The organism is Curtobacterium sp. MCPF17_002, from assembly GCF_003234115.2.
Classification (GTDB): domain Bacteria; phylum Actinomycetota; class Actinomycetes; order Actinomycetales; family Microbacteriaceae; genus Curtobacterium.
In genome coordinates, this window is the sequence record NZ_CP126251.1 from 3,308,017 (window position 1) to 3,326,122 (window position 18,106).

Sequence of the window (18,106 nt, forward strand, 5' to 3'; positions counted from 1 at the left end):
CCACTCTCGCACCGACCTCCGACATCTCTCCACACCGTGTGGAGCAGATTGTCCCCCGTTGTGGAGAGAGGGCATCGGCGTGTCGCGTGAGTCCTCCACAGGGGGTGTTCCGGACGGACGATCCACCTCCTCCCCCGGACGGGTGACAGCCCCGGCAGTCCGGTCCGTACACTCGTTCCGTGAGCACGTACGGACCCCTGCTGAAGACCCCCGGAGTGGGTCGTGTCATCGCCGCGCAGCTCACCGCACGCTTCCCGTTCGGCATGTTGTCGCTCGCGTACCTGCTGCACGTCGAGCACGTCTTCCACTCCTACGGTGCGGCGGGGCTCGTCCTCGCCACCACGAGTGTCGGACAGGCCTTCGCGGGCCCGCTCACCAGTCGGTGGATGGGCAGCTGGGGCATGCGGCCGGTCCTCATCCTGACGAGCATCGTCGCGCTCGTGAGCATGGCCGTCATCGCGTTCGTCACCATGCCGCTGTGGGGCTACGTGGTGGTCGGGTTCATCGGCGGCCTGGCGGTCCCGCCCGTGCAGCCGGCGGTCCGCACCATCTACCCCAAGATGGTGACCTCGTCGCAGCTCACTCCCCTCTTCTCCCTCGACGCCAGCGCGCAGGAGCTCATCTGGGTCGCCGGCCCCGTCATCACCACGTTCGTGGCCACCCAGGTCGGCACGGTCGAGGCGATCGTCGTCGCGATGGTCTTCCTCGTCGTCGGCGGCACGTGGTTCATCGGCTCCCCCGAGCTCGGTCGCGTCCGTATCCCCCGCTCGAAGCGCGCGTTCGGTGTCGTGCTCAAGCGTCCGTCGGTCGTCGTGGCGACCCTCACCGGCATGCTCCTCATCGGGGCGTGCGCCGCGGTCGAGGCGAGCGTCACCAGCGTCTTCGGCGAGGGCAGCCCGAACGCCGGCATCGTCCTCGCCGTCTTCGCGGTCGGCTCGCTCATCGGTGGCCTGGCACTCGGCCACCGCCCGATCTCGAAGAACACGCTGTGGACCCGCATGGCCATCGTCTTCGTCGGACTCGCCCTCGCCGTGGGCGGCACGAGCTTCTGGTGGCTCTGCTTCGCCCTCGTGATCGCGGGTGCGGGCATCGCGCCGGCCCTCGCGGTCATGTTCGGCTCGGTGTCGGCGACGGTGAAGTTCTCCGACACGGCAGAGGCGTACGGCTGGATGGGCACCGGGCAGCTCATCGGCGCTGCGGGCGGGTCGGCCGTGGCCGGGTTCCTCATCGACAGCAACGGCCCGACCGGTGGGCTCATGGTCGGCGCGATCGCGGCTGCGGTCGGCGTGGTCTTGCCGCTGGTCATGCGGCGGTGGCTGCCCGACCTGCGTGGTCGCGACGCCAGCCCCATCCCCGACACCGAGCCGGTCACCATCCCCACCTGACGCCGGCGCGCGCCCAGCGTGCCCGTTCCCCTCGTAGGATGCCGTTCCGCTCGTAGGAAGCCGTTCCGCGCATAGGAGGTAGGAAATTCCTGCCTCCTACGCGCGATTCCGCTTTCCATTCCGCGCGAGATGGGAAGGAACGCACTCCTTCACAGCCCGGCGCACGGATCGCGTCCTCCACAGAACGCCGGGAGGCGCGGCGCACCCCCGCCAGGATCGGCAGGATGGGTGCATGGTCACCTCAGTCCCCCTCCGCGACGGCGCAGCGATCCCCGCGATCGGCTTCGGCGTCTACAAGGTCGACGACGCCGCAGCAGAGACCGCCGTCGGTCTGGCGCTCGACTCCGGCTACCGACACGTCGACACAGCCGAGATGTACGGCAACGAGACCGGCGTCGGGAAGGCGATCCGTGCCTCCAGGCTGAACCGTGACGACGTCTACGTGACCACGAAGGTGTGGAACGACCACCAGGGGCGCGACGCGACCCTGCGGGCGTTCGACGGCAGCCTGGCGCGGCTCGGACTGGACTCGGTCGATCTCTACCTGATCCACTGGCCGGCCGCGGCCAACGACCGCTACGTCGACACTTGGCGGGCCCTCGTCGAACTGCGGGAGTCCGGCCGGGCCCGCAGCGTCGGGGTCTCGAACTTCCAGGTGCCGCACCTCGAGCGGATCATCGGCGAGACCGGCGAGGTCCCTGCCCTCAACCAGGTCGAGCGGCACCCGTGGTTGCCGCAGCGCGACCTCATCGCGTTCCACGAGCAGCACGGCATCGTGACCGGGGCGTGGTCGCCGCTCGGTCGAGGTCGGCTCATCGACGAACCGGTCCTCACCCGGATCGCCGATGCCCACGGGGTGAGCGTCGCGCAGGTGCTCGTGCGGTGGAACGTGCAGCAGGGCGTCGTGGTGCTGCCGAAGTCGGTGACGCCGTCGCGCATCAGGTCGAACCTCGACGTCGACGGGTTCGTCCTCAGCGACGACGACCTCGCGGCGATCGCGTCACTCGAGTCCGGGCAGCGGACCGGGTCCCACCCGGACACGGTCGCCTAGCGACGGCGGGTCATACCTGGCGGTCCTCCTCGGACTGCCACGGCAGGTTGAGGTCGCCCGGCTCGGGTTCGACGTCACCCGCGTCGTCCGCGCCACCGGTCCCCGGAGCCGCGACGACCCTCGACGGGTCGATGCCGTCCGCTTCGAGGTCCGACCGATCACGCTGCTGCGTCTGCGACGCGTCCATCTCCCGCTCGCTCGACGGGCTGTACGACGTGTCCGCCGCCCGCTGCTCGCGATCCGATGAGGCCTGCTCGTCGTCGCGCTCGGTGCGCTCGCGCAGGGCGTCGTTGCGTGCGCGGTCGTCGGACGGGTTCGGGCCTGGTGCCTTCGGGATGCTGTCGCTCATGGCGGGAACGGTAGTCCGTGGGTCCCGGGTACCAGTTCGATCACGAGGGTCAGCCCCTGCGTCGACGCTCGCTACGATCTCGGCGAGGGGGAACGACGATGCAACCTGCAACGATGCGGAGGACACGCGCCACGACGATGATCGCCGGCACGGTGCTGATGGGGCTGCTGCTCACCGGGTGCTCGGCGTTCGGCGGGGACGACAGCGTCCCGAAGCCGACGCGACAGGCATCGGTCGACGGCGGCGGCCGGACGACAGCGCAGACGCCGCCACCGAACGCGACGACGGGGACCGAGCAGGCCGGCTCGGAGCAGGCCTTCTCGAAGGGCACCGTCGTCGCCGAGACCGACGCCGTGTCGAAGAGCGGAGACACCCGGATCCACGTCCGCGTCGTCGCGAACGCGGGGGGCACGTTCGACGCCGAGCTGTCGGGCTACCGTACGACCGAGCCGCAACCGATGAGCATCGAGTTCCGCCGGACCGCGAAGTACGGCGACTACTGGGACAACGGTGCCATCGGCGCGACCTCGTGGAGTGAGCACGAGCCGGTGCCCACGAGCGTGAGCCTCCGGCAGGCCGGGACGCACCCGGACTACCTGCACGACGTCGTCCTCGTCCCCGCTCCGTCCGGTACCGGTGACGATTCCGCGCGGCCCTGGGTCGGCTCGGTCCTCGGACTCGGCACGCTCGACTGGACGATCCCGAACCCGTTCCCCGGCATGCACATCGTCATCGGGAAGGACCGTCCCGGTGCCTACGGGTACGTGTTCGGCGCGGACGGCAAACGGTTGGACGACGGTGGCGTGCCAAGGACCTACGCGGTGGCCCACGGCGACGACCAGACCACGGTCGCGATGCGGTTCGGGATCACGATCCCCGAGCTCCGGTGGCTGAACCCGACCATGCGGGTCAAGAAGAACGGCTGGATCTACGAGGACACGATCCTCAACCTGGACCCCTCCGCACGCTGAGCGGTCGGGGTCGGTGCGGTCCGTTACGGTTGACCAGCAGTCGCCACCAGCACTCGCCACCAGCACTCGCTCCCAGCAGGAGGTCCCACCGTGACGATCGTCGCAGCAGCAGACGGCTCAGCCCTCGGCAACCCCGGTCCCGCCGGGTGGGCCTGGTACGTCGATGACGACCGCTGGGCCGCAGGCGGCTGGCCGATCGCCACGAACAACCAGGGCGAGCTCACCGCCGTGCTGCAGCTGCTCCGCGCCACGAAGGACACCGGCGAGCCGCTGCACATCCTCTGCGACAGCCAGTACGCCATCAAGGCGTGCACCGAGTGGCTCGCGGGGTGGAAGCGGAAGGGGTGGCGGAAGGCCGACGGCAAGCCGGTCCTCAACGTCGAGATCATCAAGGAGCTCGACGCCGAGCTGCAGGGCCGCAAGGTGACCTTCGAGTGGGTCCGCGGTCACGTCGGCCACGAGATGAACGAGGCCGCCGACGTCCGTGCCCGCGGCGCTGCCACCGCCTACCAGCAGCGCACCCCGGTGCCGCACGGGCCGGGCTGGCCCGGGGTCGAGGTCACCGAGCCGGCTGCCCTGCCGGAGACAGCACCGCCCGCGACGCTGTTCTGACCCCGAGCTCGGGCCTCGGGCCTCGGGCCTCGCTCACGAGCCCGAGCCGGAGCCGGAGCGCCGAGCCCCGAGCCCCGAGCCGACGGGATCGCCTCAGTAGGTCCCGTCGCGACGGTCCTGGCGCGTGATCTGCTCGCCCGACGCCGGGTCCACTCCGGACCGTGTCGTGGTGGTGGTCCGGCGTCCGCCGAACGCCACGGCGAGGCTGATGATGAGCAGCACGACGCCGGCGGCCATCAGGATGTAGCCGATGAGCCGCAGGTCGATGCCGGCGAGCTGGATGTTCAGGGCGAACGCCACGATGGCGCCGATGACGATCAGGGCGATGCTCGATCCGATGCGCACGGTGGGTGTCCTCTCGATGGCCCCGCGACCGGGCGGCCCGGGGCTGGCGTCGAACGTACCCGGTCCGCGGCGACGAGGGCCACGCGCGTCCCGGTTCGCCCTCCGCAGTCGCACGAACCGCCGCTCAGTCCGCCGAGATCGCAGTTCCCGCCTCCCACGCCGCCCGAGAGCGGCAGAAAGTGCGATCTCACGGACGAACCCAGACGAACCCGCACGAACCCGGACGAACCCGCACGAACCCGCACGAACAAGGACGAACCCGCACGAACCCGGACGAACCCGCACGAACCCGCACGAACCCAGACGAACTCAGACGACCGCCCCCGACAGCCCGCTCAGTCCACGTCCACCTCGGCCCACCCGTCGAACCGCCCGATCTCGGTGATCCGCACGACGGCCTCGCCCGCTTCGTCGGACGCGTCGAGGTCGATCGTCGCCGAGAACCCGAAGTCCTTGTCGCCCTCGGGGTCGGCGAAGATCTGCCGCGCGCGCCACGTGCGGCCGGGCCCGTTCTCGTCGAGCACGAGGTACTGCATCGACCGGGCGTCGGCGTCGATGCCGACGGTGTCGTGCTCGTCGTAGTACTCCTCGAGCACGTTGTCCCACGCGGACCGGTCGAACCCGTCCTGCGCGTCGAGCATCCCGAGCGCCTCCACGTTGTCGTCCGCGGCGAGCAGCACCCGCTGGAACAGGGCGTTGCGGACGAGCACGCGGAAGGCTCGCACGTTGCCGGTGAGCCGCGCGGGCTGCGGGGGGCTGACCTCGTCGTGTTCCGCAGCGGCGAGCAGCACGTCGCCGTTCATCAGTGCTTCCCACTCGTCGACGAGCGAGGAGTCGGTCTGCCGGACGACTTCGCCGAGCCACTCGATGAGGTCGTCGAGCTCGGGCGTCCGCTGGTCCTCGGCGATGGTCTGCCGCATCGTGCGGTAGGCGTCGGAGAGGTAGCGGAGGACGAGTCCTTCGGAGCGGGTGAGCTGGTAGAACCGCACGAAGTCGCCGAAGGTCATGGCGCGCTCGTACACGTCGCGGACGACGGACTTCGGCGAGAGCTGGAAGTCGAGCACCCAGGGCTGTTCGGCGGCGTACGCCTCGTATGCGGCCTCGAGCAGCGGAGACAGCGGCTTCGGCCAGGTGACCTCCTCGAGCAGCTCCATCCGCTCGTCGTACTCGATGCCCTCCTGCTTCATCCGGGCGACGGCCTCGCCGCGCTCCTTGAACTGCTGCTGCGACAGGATCGCCCGGGGGTCGTCGAGGGTGGACTCGACGATGGAGACCATGTCCAACGCGTACGTCGGCGAGGACGGGTCGAGCAGCTCGAACGCGGCGAGCGCGAACGGCGACAGCGGCTGGTTGAGCGCGAAGTTCGACTGCAGGTCGACGGTCAGGCGGTAGGTCCCGTCGACCTTCTCGATCACCCGCGCGTTGATGAGCGTCCGGGCGATGGTGAGTGCTCGTCGTGCCATCGCGAGCTGCCGGGAGCGCGGTTCGTGGTTGTCGAACACCAGCGACCGGACGTCCTCGAACGGCGATGCACCGCGCGCCACGACGGACAGCACCATGGCGTGGGTGATCCGCATCCGGGACACCATCGGCTCCGGTTCGGCGCCGATGAGGCGGTCGAACGACGCCTGCCCCCAGGACACGAAGCCCTCCGGGGCCTTCTTGCGCTTGATCTTGTTCTTCTTCTTGGGGTCGTCGCCGGCCTTCGCCACGGCCCGCGCGTTCTCGATGTCGTGCTCGGGGGCCTCGGCCACGACGTCGCCCTCGGTGTCGTACCCGGCGCGACCGGCTCGTCCGGCGATCTGGTGGAACTCGCGGGCGGAGAGCTGCCGCATCTTGGTGCCGTCGAACTTCGTCAGCCCGGTGAACAGCACGGACCGGATGGGCACGTTGATGCCGACGCCGAGGGTGTCGGTCCCGCAGATGACGGGGAGCAGCCCGCGCTGTGCGAGCTGTTCGACGAGCCGTCGGTACTTCGGCAGCATGCCGGCGTGGTGCACGCCGATGCCGGCCCGGATCAGGCGGGAGAGGGTCTGGCCGAACCCGGCGCTGAAGCGGAACCCCGCGATGGCTTCGGCGATCGCGTCCCGACGCTCGCGCGACGCGACCTTCGCCGACATCAGCGACTGCGCCCGTTCGAGCGCGGCCGCCTGGGCGAAGTGCACGATGTAGATCGGCGCCTTGCCCTCCTCGAGCAGCCGCTCGACGGTCTCCTGCACGGGCGTCATCACGTACTCGTACTCGAGCGGCACGGGGCGGGAGACACCGGTCACGCGGGCGGTGGGTCGCCCGGTCCGGCGGGAGAGGTCGTCGGCGATGGTGGTGACGTCGCCGAGCGTCGCGGACATGAGGAGGAACTGCGCCCGTTCGAGCACGAGGAGCGGCACCTGCCACGCCCATCCGCGGTCGGGGTCGCCGTAGAAGTGGAACTCGTCCATCACGACGACGTCGACGTCGGCGTCCGGGCCCTGTCGCAACGCCAGGTTCGCCAGGATCTCGGCCGTGCAGCACACGATCGGGGCATCGGCGTTGACGCTGGAGTCGCCCGTGACCATGCCGACGTTCTGCGCGCCGAACAGGTCGACGAGCTGGAAGAACTTCTCCGAGACGAGCGCCTTGATCGGTGCGGTGTAGTAGCTGCGCTTGCCCTCGGCGAGCGCCGCGAAGTGCGCACCGGCGGCGACGAGGGACTTGCCGGTGCCGGTGGGGGTGCTGAGCACGACGTTGGCACCGGACACGAGCTCGATGAGCGCTTCGTCCTGCGCCGGGTAGAGCGGTCGGCCGCCTCCGGCAGCCCAGTCGGCGAACGCTTCGTAGACCTCGTCGGGGTCGACGGCGCCGCCGTCGGCCGCGGAGCGCGCCGGCGGGAGCGCCGCGACGAGCGGAGGCAGGGTGGAGACGTCCGTCATGCCCCCATCCTCCCAGGTACCTCCATGAGGGACTGGAGGCGCGGTGCCAGGCCGCCCCGCGCCTCCAGTCCGATGGGTGCCGGACTGGAGGCGCGTCTCGATACGCGCGCATAGACTCGCGTCGTGCGCGAACTCGGCTTCCTCTCCTTCGTCCCGAACCACGGCGGCACGGCAGGCGCGGCCGCCGCGCTCGAGGACGGGCTCCGCCTGTTCGAGACCGCCGAGGCCCTGGGCTACGGCACCGGCTGGGTCCGCGGTCGCCACTTCGAGCCGTTCCTCACGAGCCCGATGACGTTCTTCGCGGCGGCCGCCCAGCGGACCCGCAGGATCGGGTTCGGCACCGCCGTGCTCGGCATGCGCTACGAGGACCCGGTCCGGCTCGCGGAGGACGCCAGCACCGTCGACCTGCTCAGCGGCGGTCGCGTGCAGCTCGGCATCAGCACGGGCATCGCCGGCTACGGGCCGATCCTCGACCCGGTGTTCGGTGGCTCCGAGCGGAGCTTCCGCGACGAGGCCGAGGCCCGCGCCGCACGTCTCCTCGAGGTCCTCGAGGGCGAGCCGCTCGGCACCGCCGGCAAGGGCTACGAGAGCATCCCCGCCGGCGCCGACCTGACGCTGCAGCCCCTCAGCCCGGCGCTCCGGGGCCGGGTCTGGCGGGGCGGCGGCAGCATGGGCACGGCACTGCGGACGGCCGAGAAGGGCCTGCTGCTGCACTGCTCGACCCTCAACACCGAGGACACCGGTGCACCGTTCGCCGTGGCGCAGGCGGACCAGATCGCCGCGTACCGCGAACGCTTCGCCGAGCTGCACCCCGGGCGCAGGCCGAAGGTGGCGGTCGGCCGGATCGTCGTCCCGCTGCTCGACGACCACGACCGCGCGGTGCACGAGGAGTTCCTGACCGGGTACGCCTCCGGCATGGACGACGAGGGGCGCCCGCTCTCGGGCACGCCGCCGTTCCGCTTCAGCAAGGTGCTCTCCGGCGAACCGTCCGCCATCGTCGACGCACTGCTCGCCGACCCCGCGGTCCGCGCGACCGACGAGCTCGTGATCACCCTGCCCGCGAACGGCGACGCGGCCTCGCACGAACGGATCCTGCGCATCGTGGCCGAGGAGATCGCCCCGGCGGTGCGTGCGGCCGACGAGCGACCGGCTTCGGACTAGGGCATCCGGCTGGGCCCGCACCGTGGATGGTGAGGCCGCGGGAGCCCGGCCGGATGACCATCTCGTCCCTGATCCGTACGGGATGGTGCAACCATCGTTCCACCTACCGAACGGTTTGTCACACCAACTTGCGGATCGTGGACCGTAAAAATGACGATCGGTCATCCGTTTCTGCCGATCGGCATGAAGTCAACCGGTTGCCCTCTGCCCCGTGTCGTGGTGGGCAACCAACGCCACCGAAAGACGAATGCGCCCCCGCGCGGACGCGGGGACGCATTCTGGACGCACCAGGGCCACCAGGGCTCCATCGACCGGATCAGGAGGCCGTGTCGCACGCATGGCGACCCCGTCTCGGTGCGCGCACCGACGGTAACCAGCCGCCTGGCGCAGTTAGATGTTACTGAATGAACATCACCCCTGCGCGGAAACCGGACGAATCAGGCCATTTCGAGGGCCACGGTGCCCGCCAGGTCGACGACGGACGAGCCGACGTGCAGCGTGAACGTGCCGGACTCGTACTGCCAGGCACCGTCCCAGTGCGCGAACGCCCGCGCCGGGACCTCGATCGAGACCTCGGCGGACTCCCCCGCGCCGAGGCGCACCGGGGCGAACCCGACCAGCCAGCGAACGGGCCGGTCGACCGCCGACGCGTCCCGTGACGCGTACACCTGCACGACGTGCTTCCCGGCCCGGTCCCCCGTGTTCGCGACCGTCGCGGTCACGGTCACCGCGTCGCCCTCGCGGACGGTCGGCGTCGCCGTCACGCCGTCGATCGTCCAGGTCGTGTACCCGAGGCCGTGCCCGAACGGGTAGGCCGGTTCGGTGCCGGCACTGAGCCAGGCCCGGTAGCCGATGTGCACGCCCTCGTCGTAGGACACCTTGCCGTCGACCGGGGTGACGTCGAGCACGGGGACGTCGGCCATCGCGACCGGCCACGTCGTGGGCAGGCGTCCGCCCGGCTCCTGCGCGCCGGTGAGCACGTCGGCGAGCGCGTTGCCGTACTCCTGCCCGCCGAACCAGGTGAGGAGGACCGCGGCGACGTCGTTCCGCCACGGCATCTCCACCGGCGACCCGGCGTTGACGACCACGATCGTGTTCGGGTTGGCGGCGGCCACGGCGCGGACCAGGTCGTCCTGGTGCCCGGGCAGCGCGAGCGACGTCCGGTCGTAGCCCTCGGACTCCACCTTCGAGTTCGTGCCGACGACGACCACGGCGACGTCCGCCCCGGTCGCGGCGGACACGGCGGCGTCGATGAGCACCGACGGGTCCTCGTCGGAGGGCTCGGTGCCGAACTGGTACGCGAGCACCCCGCCGAGCGTCTCGTCCTGGATGACGTCGTACTCGATGCGGATCGCCACGTCCTGGCCCTCGGTCACCGCGGCCGGCACCGAGCGCGCCGGCGGGTTGAGGAACGCGGCGCCCAGCTGGTCGCCCTCGAACGGCACGTCCTCGTCGAGCAGGAGCTCGCCGTCGATCCACATCCGGGACCGTCCGGCGGCGCCGATGCCGAACCGGACGGTGCCGGTCGACGGCGCCGTGTAGGTCGTCGTGATGTCGAGCCGGTCGGCCTCGCGCGTCGGCGCATCGCCGCCGAACCAGAACAGCGCGGTGGCGCGGCGGTCCTCCACGTACAGCTCGGTGCCGTCCTTGACGAACGCCACCCGGGCGCCGGGCAGCCCGGTCGCGGGGTTCGTGATGGTGGCCAGCGGGAACTCCGCGATGCCCTCCTGCACGACGGCGCCGATCGCGTAGTCCACCGTCGCACCGGGGAAGGCCGCGCGGATGCCGTCGAGCGGCGACACCACGGACGCCGGCACGACCGTGGCCGAACCGCCGCCCTGGGTGCGGGCCTGGTCGGCGTTGTGGCCGATCACGGCGACGCGCGCGACGGCGGCCGAGGAGAGCGGCAGGACGCCGGTGTTCCGGACCAGGACGGTGCCCTCGGCCTCGGCTTCGCGGACGAACGCGACGCCGTCCTCGACGCGCACGGGCGACGCTGCGACGGGTTCGAACCCCTCGAGCGCTCCGACGCGGGCGGCGAGGGTCAGGATGCGGCGGACCTTGCGGTCGATGTCGGCCTCGGGGACCGCTCCGGACAGCACGGCGGCGAGCAGCGGCCCCTCGCTCCACCACGGGTTCGGTCCGGGCATCGCGACGTCCTGGGACGCCTTCGCCGAGTCCACCGATCGCACCCCGGTCCAGTCGGACACCACGATGCCGTCGAAGCCCCACTCCGAGTTGAGCGGGGTCTCGAGCAGGTCGTTCTCGGACGCAGTCACGCCGTTGATCGCGTTGTACGACGACATGATCGCCCAGGCGTGCGCCTCGGTCACGGCCTTCTCGAACGCGAGCAGGTACAGCTCGCGGAGCGCCCGGTCGGACACCTCGGTCGACGCGGTGAAGCGGTCGGTCTCGTAGTCGTTCGCGATGTAGTGCTTCGGCGTCGCGGCGACGCCGTTCTCCTGCACGCCGTCGACGTAGGACGCCGCGAGGTCGCCGGTGAGCACCGGGTCCTCGCTGAACGCCTCGAAGTGACGGCCGCCCAGCGGGGAGCGGTGCAGGTTGATGGTCGGGCCGAGCACGACGTCGACGCCCTTGCGCCGGGCCTCCACGGCCGCGGCGGCGCCGTAGCGCTTGGCGATCGCACGGTCCCACGAGGCCGACAGGGCCGTCGCGGACGGCAGGTTGAGGGACGGGTCGCGCTCGTCCCACACCTCACCACGGACACCCGAGGGCCCGTCGGACATCAGGATGCGGCGCAGCCCGATCTTCTCGATGGGCCAGGTCGTCCAGAAGTCGCGGCCGGTGAGCAGCTGCACCTTCTCCTCGGTGGTCAACTGGTCCAGGAGCGCGTCGATGCGCTCGGTCAGCGGCGTCGTCGCCGGACTGGAGGCAGTGCTCGCGTCGTTCATGGTGCTCACGATGGTGGGTCCTCTCGATCAGTGCCACCGTACCAACAAAACCGAATGGCGGTTGGTTTTGTGGATCGGTCCCGAGTTCTCCGGACCGGCCCGAGTTCTCCGGACCGGCCCGAGTTCTCCGGACCACCGCAGGGCGGTAGGGTCCTGCCATGGCACGACGGGGTTCGTACGCGAAGGGCATCGCGAAGCGCGAGGAGATCCTCACGGTCGCGCTCGACCTCGTCGCGCAGCAGGGCTTCCGCCGCACGAGCATCAAGGACATCGCCGACGCGGTGGGGCTCACGCAGGCGGGGCTCCTGCACTACTTCGACTCGAAGGACGAGCTCTGGGTCGAGATCCTGCGTCGCCGCGACGAGATCGACCTCGCGCACGAGTGGCACGCCTCCGACCCGGCCGCGTTGCTCGCCGCCATCGTCCGGCACAACACCGAGGTCCCCGGGCTCGTGCAGATGTTCGTCAACCTGTCCGCGGCCGCGGCGACGGACCCCGGGCACCCGGCGCACGAGTACTTCCGGGAGCGCTACGAGCGCAGCCGCCGCGACCTCTCCGCCGACTTCCGCACCATGCAGGAGGACGGCCGGCTCCGGGCGGACGTCGACCCCGTCGAGCTGACGAGCGTCCTGCTCGCGGTGTCGGACGGCATGCAGATCCAGTGGCTCTACGACCCGACCCGCGACATGGCGGAGCACGTCGAGCTGGTCGCGCGGCTCGCGATCGCGCAGGCGGTCCCGTCGGCCTGACGGTCGGCCCGACAGACGGCGCGACGGTCGGCCGGCCAGACGGCCCGACGGGCGGTCTGACCGGGAGGCACGGCGTGCGGTCGCCGGACAGGTACCGCCAGTGCCTGGTCACCTCCCACGACCGCACGGCAGGATGGGCCGTGCCCGCGAGGGCGATCCGACGACGATGTGGAGTGACGCGATGACGCGTGTAGTGGTGACCGGCGGCAGCGGCAAGCTCGGACGGGCGGTGGTGCGGGACCTCGATGCACACGGGTACGACGTGGTCCTGGTGGACCGCGTCCCCTCCCCCGACAAGCCCGAGCGGGTGCAGTTCGTCCGCACCGACCTCGGCGACCACGGCCAGGTCCTCGGCGTCCTGCTGGGGGTCGACGACCGGTACGACCACGTCGACGCCGTGGTGCACCTGGCGGCCGTCCCGGCCCCGGGCCAGGTGCCCGACGTCGCCCTCATCACGAACAACGTGACGGCGTCGATCAACGTCTTCCACGCGGCCCGTGCCGCACGCATCAAGAACGTGGTGTGGGCATCGAGCGAGACCCTGCTCGGCATCCCGATGGGTGAGCACCACCCGCCCTACCTGCCGGTCGACGAGGAGTTCGCGGTCCGCCCGCAGTCCTCGTACTCCCTCGGCAAGGCGGTGGAGGAGGAGATGGCCCGTCACTTCACCCGGTGGGACCCGGAGCTGAAGATGATCGGCCTGCGGTTCTCGAACGTCATGGACGAGACGGACTACCCGGCGTTCCCGTGGGACGCCACCCCCGAGGCGAAGACCTTCAACCTGTGGTCGTACATCGACTCCCGCGACGGGGCCCAGGCCGTCCGGAAGTCGCTCGAGGCCGAGCTCACCGGCTTCGAGGCGTTCGTCATCGCCAGCCCCGACACCGTGATGGACACCCCGACGATCGAACTCGTCGAGCAGTTCGTGCCGGAGATCGAGCGCCGCGCCGACATCGACGGCGTCAGCTCGCTCCTGTCGTCCGAGAAGGCCCGGGAGCTCCTCGGCTACGCCCCCGAGCACACCTGGCGCAACCACCGCTCCTGAACGGCAAGCCCGCGGGGTGGGCGGGCGCCGGTCAGGCGGGGAGCAGCAGGCCGTCGAGCACGAGGTCCCGGGCGCGCGGCAGCAGGTCCGCCGTGAGCGCCCGCTCGTCCGCCCCGGTGATCTGTGCGATCGCACCGATGATCGCCGCCACCGACAGGTCCCCGTCGCACGCGCCGACGAACGCGGCGAGCGCCGTGTCCGCGTCGACCCGACGTCCGAACCCGCCGCCCTGCACCAGGGTCATCACCGTCGGGTCGTCGTTGCCCGGCCAGTAGAAGCGCTCCTCGGTGACGTCCCCGGCCACCCGCAGGTGCGCCGCGGCGAGCGCGTCGTCGTCGTGCGCACCGAGCCACTCGGCCGCGTCGAGGACGCGGGCGACGGTCGCACCGAGCCCCGCGGGGTTGGAGCCGAGCGTCTCGGGGAGGCGCTCGGCGCGGCGGAGGTGCACCGCGCCTCCAGGCCCTGCCACTCCGGCAGCGGGTCGTCGGACGACGACGTAGCCGAACCCGACCCCGGTGACCCTGCGGGCCTGGAAGTCGTCGAGCCAGGCGTCGACGAGCTGGTCGAACGCGGCGGTGCCGGGTTTGGTGCCGCCGTCGCGGATCCAGATCTCGGCGTAGCCGGGCGGGTCCTGCCGTTCACGCTCGATGACCCACGTGTCGAGCCCGGTGCCCTCGAACCAGGAGCCGACCCGGTCGAGACCGTCGACGCCCCAGTGGTACTCCCAGTTGCCGAGGAGCTGCGCCGTCCCGCCGGGCTCGAGGTGGTCCGCGAGCCCACGGAGGACGGTCTCGACCAGGGCGTCGCCGACCATGCCGCCGTCGCGGTACTCGTACGAGGGGACGCCCTCGCGGCGCGGGGTGATGACGAACGGCGGGTTGGAGACGATCCGGTCGAAGCGCTCCCCCGCGACCGGCTCGAACAGCGAGCCGTACCGGAACTCGATGCCGTCGATGTCGTTCAGCTGCGCGTTGAACCGGGCGATGTCGAGGGCACGTCGGGAGATGTCGGTGGCGACGACCTCGTCGGCGAAGCGTCGGGCGTGCATCGCCTGGATGCCGCAGCCGGTGCCGAGGTCGAGCACACGCCGGACGGGTACGGGGACCTGCAGGCCGGACAGCGTCGTGGTGGCGCCGCCGATGCCGAGGACGTGCTCCTCACCGAGGGCCGTGCCGAGTGCGAGTTCCCCGAGGTCCGAGACGATCCACCAGCTGCCGGCGCCGAGGTCGTCGACGAAGGCGTAGGGGCGGAGGTCGACCGTGGGAGCGACGGTGCCGTCCTCGGTGCCTGCGTCGGGGGTGCCGTCCTCGGAGCCGGTGTCCTCGGGACGCACCAGGCCGGCGGCGATCACGGCGTCGAGGCCCGCTGTCGGGAACGCGGCGTCCGCGTCGGCACGGGCGACCGGGAGGCCGAGGACGAACAGGGTGGCGAGGGTGCTCAGGGGTGTCGTGTCGCGTGCGGCGAGCGCTCGGAGTGCGGCGACCCGGGAGCCCCGGTGCAGGGACGCCGCGGCCTCGGCACCCCACAGCCCGTCGAGCCGGTCGACGGTGAAGCCGGCGGCGGTGAGGTCCTGGCGGAGGGCATCCGTCACGGCAGCCTCGGCGGTGATCGTGGGGAGGACGTGCGGAGCGCTGCTGATGCGCACGGCGCCGTCGCCGGTCGCGCCGGTCGCGCCGGTCACGCCGGTCGCGCCGCTCACGCTGCGATCTCGTCGCGCATGAGGGCCGCGGGGACCTCCCACGCGTACACGAGGTCGAGCAACCCCGGGAACCGCTGCTCGACGTCCTCGACGCGGGCGCGGCTCGATCGCGTGAGGCCCTCCTTGTGCTGCTCGAGCAGCCCGGCCTCGCGCAGGACACGGAAGTGGTGCGTCAGCGTGGACTTCGGCCGGTCGATGCCGACCCAGCCGCAGCTGCGGATCCCGCCGGCGGCGTCGACCAGGTAGCGGTGCAGGATCGCGAGGCGGATCGGGTCGCTCAGGGCGTCCATCACGACGGGGAGGTCCATCTCCGCCACGGACGGCTGCGGCAGCTGTTCAGGGGCTTCCACGTGCGCGGGCATGGACGGGACGCTACCACCGTTCACCTCACAGTACGACTTGCGTCGTACTGCAATCTCCTGTACGAATGCACTCGTACAATCCCGTCGGCTCGACGCACCGCGTCGCGAGACGCACGAAGGAAGGGGCGCCCATGGCGCAGTCAGCTCGCTCGGTCGCGGGGTTCTGGATCCTCGCGGCGATGCTCCTCGTGTCCGTCGCCTCGTCGGCGGTCCCGTCGCCGATCTACCCCGTCTACGCGGCCGAGTGGCACCTCACCCCGCTCATGCTGACGGGCGTCTTCGCGATCTACGTCGCCGGTCTCCTCGCGAGCCTGCTCGTCGCCGGTCGGATCTCCGACCACGTCGGCCGGAAGCCCGTCCTCGTCGTCGGCGGCCTCGGCGTCGCGCTCTCCCTCGGGCTGTTCGCGATCGCGGACGGCGTCGGAGCCCTCATCGTCGACCGCATCGTCCAGGGCGTCTCGGTCGGTCTGCTCATCGGTGCGCTCGGCGCCGCGCTCATCGACAACTCGCTCGAGCGACACCCGGCTCTTGCCGGCGTGCTGAACGGCGTCATCCCGCCGATCGCCCTCGCGACCGGAGCCGTCTCGAGCGGCGCCCTCGTGCAGTGGGGCCCCGCACCCGAACAGCTCGTCTACGTGATCTTCGGCGCGTTGCTCGTGCTCATGGTCATCGCGCTCGTCGTCGTGCCGGAGCAGGTCACCCGGCGTCCGGGAGCCCTCCGCTCCCTCATCCCGCGCATCAGCGTCCCCCGCTCCTCGCGCCGTCTGTTCCGCAGCGTCGCCGGCTCCCTCGTCGCCAGCTGGGCCCTCGGCGGGATGTTCCTCTCCCTCGTCCCCTCGGCGCTCGGTGCCGTGTTCGGCATCACGAACCACTTCGCCGCCGGTGCCCTCATCGCCGTCGTCACGGGTGTCGGCGCACTGACCGGACTCGCGATCCAGCGGATGGACGCCCGCCGCGCCGTCCTCGTCGGGCTCGTCGCACTCGTGCTCGGCCCGGTCGTCACCGTCGCGTTCGTGATGGCGCACTCGCTGCCCGGCCTCGTCGTCGGCAGTGCCATCGCCGGTGTCGGCTTCGGCGCCGGGTTCCAGGCGCCGCTCCGGATGCTGCTCGCGACCGCCGCCCCGACGCACCGCGCGGGCCTCCTGTCGACGATCTACGTCGTGAGCTACCTGGCGTTCGGTGTCCCCGCCGTCATCGGCGGCCTGCTCGAGCCGTCAATCGGCCTCGTGCCGGTGATCGCCGGGTACGGCGGGTTCATCGTCCTCGCCGCGGTCGTCGCCCTCGTGCTGCAGCTCACGTCGAAGGAGGCCGCGTCCGTCGAGGAGGCCGCCGCCGAGATCGCCGAGCGCACCGCGACCGGTTCGATCCGGGTCGCGCCGAGCCCCGCCGACTGAGCGACACCGGCACCTCGCGCCCGGGCCGCGCCCGCTTCGCGCCGCGCTACTTCGGTGCGAGGTTGCCGACACGGTGCGACGCGTTCACCATCGCACGGAGTCCGGAACCTCGCACCACGGTCAGCACCCCTCGCACCGTGCGAGGCACGTGCGCCCAACCCCCTCGCACCCTGCGAGGGACGTGCGCCCAACCCCTCGCACCGTGCGACGCCAGCACCTAGTGCCCGGGTCGCGCCCGCTTCGCGCCGCGCGACCGGACACCGACACTCCGGTGCGCGTCGTCGTGCGCCGTGTCGACGTCGGCCTTGCCCCGATCGGCCACGTTCCGGAGCCACTGCGGACCGTGCGCCTTCGCCCAGTCCCAGAAGCGGTGCAGCTGCGCCTTGAGCCACACGATGATCTTGTGGAAAAAGTGGAACTCGCTCGCCAGGACGGTCAGTCCGATGAAGACGACGAGCCACCCCGGACCCGGCAGCGGCACGAGGATGAGCCCGATGATGACGACCAACCCACCGACGATCCCGACGATCACCTTGTAGAAGAGGTGCAGGTGCGGCCGCGCGTGGATCCAGGTCCGCAGCTCGCGGAACCACTGGAAGCGCTGACGAGGGGCGTCGGGCCGGAGCTCGACAGCTCGCTCGTTCGGGTCGCCGTCCATGTGCGGAAATGTAGGGCTCCCGGCTGGGAATCCGCGGCGCAGGCGGTGGACGCACCGTGCACGAACGGGGAGGCGCGTGGCGGGGTCGACCCGCGCCTCCAGTCCGTCAGATCGTGACTGCCTGGAGGCGCGTCACGCGTGGGCGACGCACGTCGCGGCCCACGGGACGGCGGCGAGACGGGCCTCCGGGATCGGTTCGCCGTCGACGGCGCACCGCCCGTAGGTCCCCGCGTCGAGCCGCGCGAGCGCGGCGTCGACCAGCCGGATCCGCTCGCGCGCGGCGTCGCGGACGGCACCGAGCGAGCCGCGTTCCCAGGCGAGGGTGGCGCCCTCCGGGTCGTGTTCGTCGTCCGAGTTGGCGTCCTGCCGCGCGTCGCTGACGTCGCGCATGCTCCGCTCGAGGTCGGCGAGCAGCCGCTCATTGCGAGCGCGTTCGGCGGCGAGTGCCGAGCGGGGGTCGTCCATGCCGGACACGCTAGTCGTGCCGGAATGCCGCAGGGGTCG

Annotated in this window: 16 protein-coding genes; 8 read left to right on the forward strand and 8 right to left on the reverse strand. The window is 71.3% G+C overall.

Features of this window, described 5'->3' with window-relative positions:
* Positions 1-179 precede the first annotated feature (179 nt).
* Positions 180-1,385: an MFS transporter gene (locus DEJ28_RS15425; protein ID WP_111117243.1), complete on the forward strand. Its 1,206-nt coding sequence runs from the start codon at positions 180-182 to the stop codon at positions 1,383-1,385.
* A 232-nt stretch (positions 1,386-1,617) separates the two neighbouring features.
* Positions 1,618-2,436 carry an aldo/keto reductase gene (locus DEJ28_RS15430; RefSeq protein WP_111117242.1) on the forward strand — a complete coding sequence of 273 codons (819 nt, stop codon included), beginning with the start codon at positions 1,618-1,620 and terminating at the stop codon, positions 2,434-2,436.
* 10 nt (positions 2,437-2,446) lie between these two features.
* On the opposite strand, the gene DEJ28_RS15435 is transcribed toward DEJ28_RS15430, so the two are convergent.
* Positions 2,447-2,785: a hypothetical protein gene (locus tag DEJ28_RS15435; protein ID WP_111117241.1), complete on the reverse strand. Its 339-nt coding sequence runs from the start codon at positions 2,783-2,785 to the stop codon at positions 2,447-2,449.
* Positions 2,786-2,898: 113 nt separating this feature from the next.
* Here DEJ28_RS15435 and DEJ28_RS15440 point away from each other — a divergent pair, with 113 nt between their 5' ends.
* Both DEJ28_RS15440 and DEJ28_RS15445 read left to right on the forward strand, forming a co-directional pair.
* Positions 2,899-3,756 (forward strand): hypothetical protein, encoded by an 858-nt coding sequence (locus DEJ28_RS15440; RefSeq protein WP_146248925.1) that lies wholly within the window; start codon positions 2,899-2,901, stop codon positions 3,754-3,756.
* A 90-nt stretch (positions 3,757-3,846) separates the two neighbouring features.
* A complete protein-coding gene (locus tag DEJ28_RS15445; RefSeq protein WP_111117239.1) occupies positions 3,847-4,368 on the forward strand; it encodes a ribonuclease H family protein in 522 nt (173 codons plus the stop codon).
* A 93-nt stretch (positions 4,369-4,461) separates the two neighbouring features.
* Here DEJ28_RS15445 and DEJ28_RS15450 read toward each other — a convergent pair whose 3' ends face one another.
* Complete coding sequence (locus tag DEJ28_RS15450; protein ID WP_027465939.1) at positions 4,462-4,713, reverse strand: DUF6458 family protein; 252 nt, start codon at positions 4,711-4,713, stop codon at positions 4,462-4,464.
* Positions 4,714-5,048: 335 nt separating this feature from the next.
* Complete coding sequence (locus tag DEJ28_RS15455) at positions 5,049-7,622, reverse strand: DEAD/DEAH box helicase (RefSeq protein ID WP_111117238.1); 2,574 nt, start codon at positions 7,620-7,622, stop codon at positions 5,049-5,051.
* A 123-nt stretch (positions 7,623-7,745) separates the two neighbouring features.
* Between DEJ28_RS15455 and DEJ28_RS15460 the strand changes: the two genes are divergently transcribed.
* Entirely contained in the window at positions 7,746-8,783 is a 1,038-nt protein-coding gene (locus DEJ28_RS15460; RefSeq protein ID WP_111117237.1) for an LLM class flavin-dependent oxidoreductase, read from the forward strand.
* A 437-nt stretch (positions 8,784-9,220) separates the two neighbouring features.
* Here the strand turns inward: DEJ28_RS15460 and DEJ28_RS15465 are convergent, their stop codons facing one another.
* Entirely contained in the window at positions 9,221-11,695 is a 2,475-nt protein-coding gene (locus tag DEJ28_RS15465) for a beta-glucosidase H (RefSeq protein ID WP_181433862.1), read from the reverse strand.
* Between the two features lie 158 nt (positions 11,696-11,853).
* Between DEJ28_RS15465 and DEJ28_RS15470 the strand changes: the two genes are divergently transcribed.
* Together DEJ28_RS15470 and DEJ28_RS15475 are read left to right on the forward strand one after the other, a co-directional pair.
* Positions 11,854-12,444, forward strand: coding sequence for a TetR/AcrR family transcriptional regulator (locus DEJ28_RS15470; RefSeq protein WP_111117235.1), 591 nt, complete (start codon positions 11,854-11,856; stop codon positions 12,442-12,444).
* A 181-nt stretch (positions 12,445-12,625) separates the two neighbouring features.
* Positions 12,626-13,489: an NAD-dependent epimerase/dehydratase family protein gene (locus DEJ28_RS15475; protein ID WP_181433856.1), complete on the forward strand. Its 864-nt coding sequence runs from the start codon at positions 12,626-12,628 to the stop codon at positions 13,487-13,489.
* Between the two features lie 31 nt (positions 13,490-13,520).
* On the opposite strand, the gene DEJ28_RS15480 is transcribed toward DEJ28_RS15475, so the two are convergent.
* Positions 13,521-15,128, reverse strand: a complete 1,608-nt coding sequence (locus DEJ28_RS15480; RefSeq protein ID WP_181433861.1) for a DUF7059 domain-containing protein — start codon at positions 15,126-15,128, stop codon at positions 13,521-13,523.
* Between the two features lie 56 nt (positions 15,129-15,184).
* Entirely contained in the window at positions 15,185-15,550 is a 366-nt protein-coding gene (locus tag DEJ28_RS15485; protein ID WP_111117234.1) for an ArsR/SmtB family transcription factor, read from the reverse strand.
* Positions 15,551-15,681: 131 nt separating this feature from the next.
* Here DEJ28_RS15485 and DEJ28_RS15490 point away from each other — a divergent pair, with 131 nt between their 5' ends.
* Complete coding sequence (locus DEJ28_RS15490) at positions 15,682-16,944, forward strand: MFS transporter (RefSeq protein ID WP_111117233.1); 1,263 nt, start codon at positions 15,682-15,684, stop codon at positions 16,942-16,944.
* A gap of 217 nt (positions 16,945-17,161) precedes the next feature.
* On the opposite strand, the gene DEJ28_RS15495 is transcribed toward DEJ28_RS15490, so the two are convergent.
* A complete protein-coding gene (locus tag DEJ28_RS15495) occupies positions 17,162-17,602 on the reverse strand; it encodes a TIGR02611 family protein (protein ID WP_111117232.1) in 441 nt (146 codons plus the stop codon).
* Positions 17,603-17,734: 132 nt separating this feature from the next.
* On the reverse strand, positions 17,735-18,067 hold the full coding sequence (locus DEJ28_RS15500; RefSeq protein ID WP_111117231.1) for a TraR/DksA family transcriptional regulator: 333 nt from the start codon (positions 18,065-18,067) through the stop codon (positions 17,735-17,737).
* Positions 18,068-18,106 lie beyond the last annotated feature (39 nt).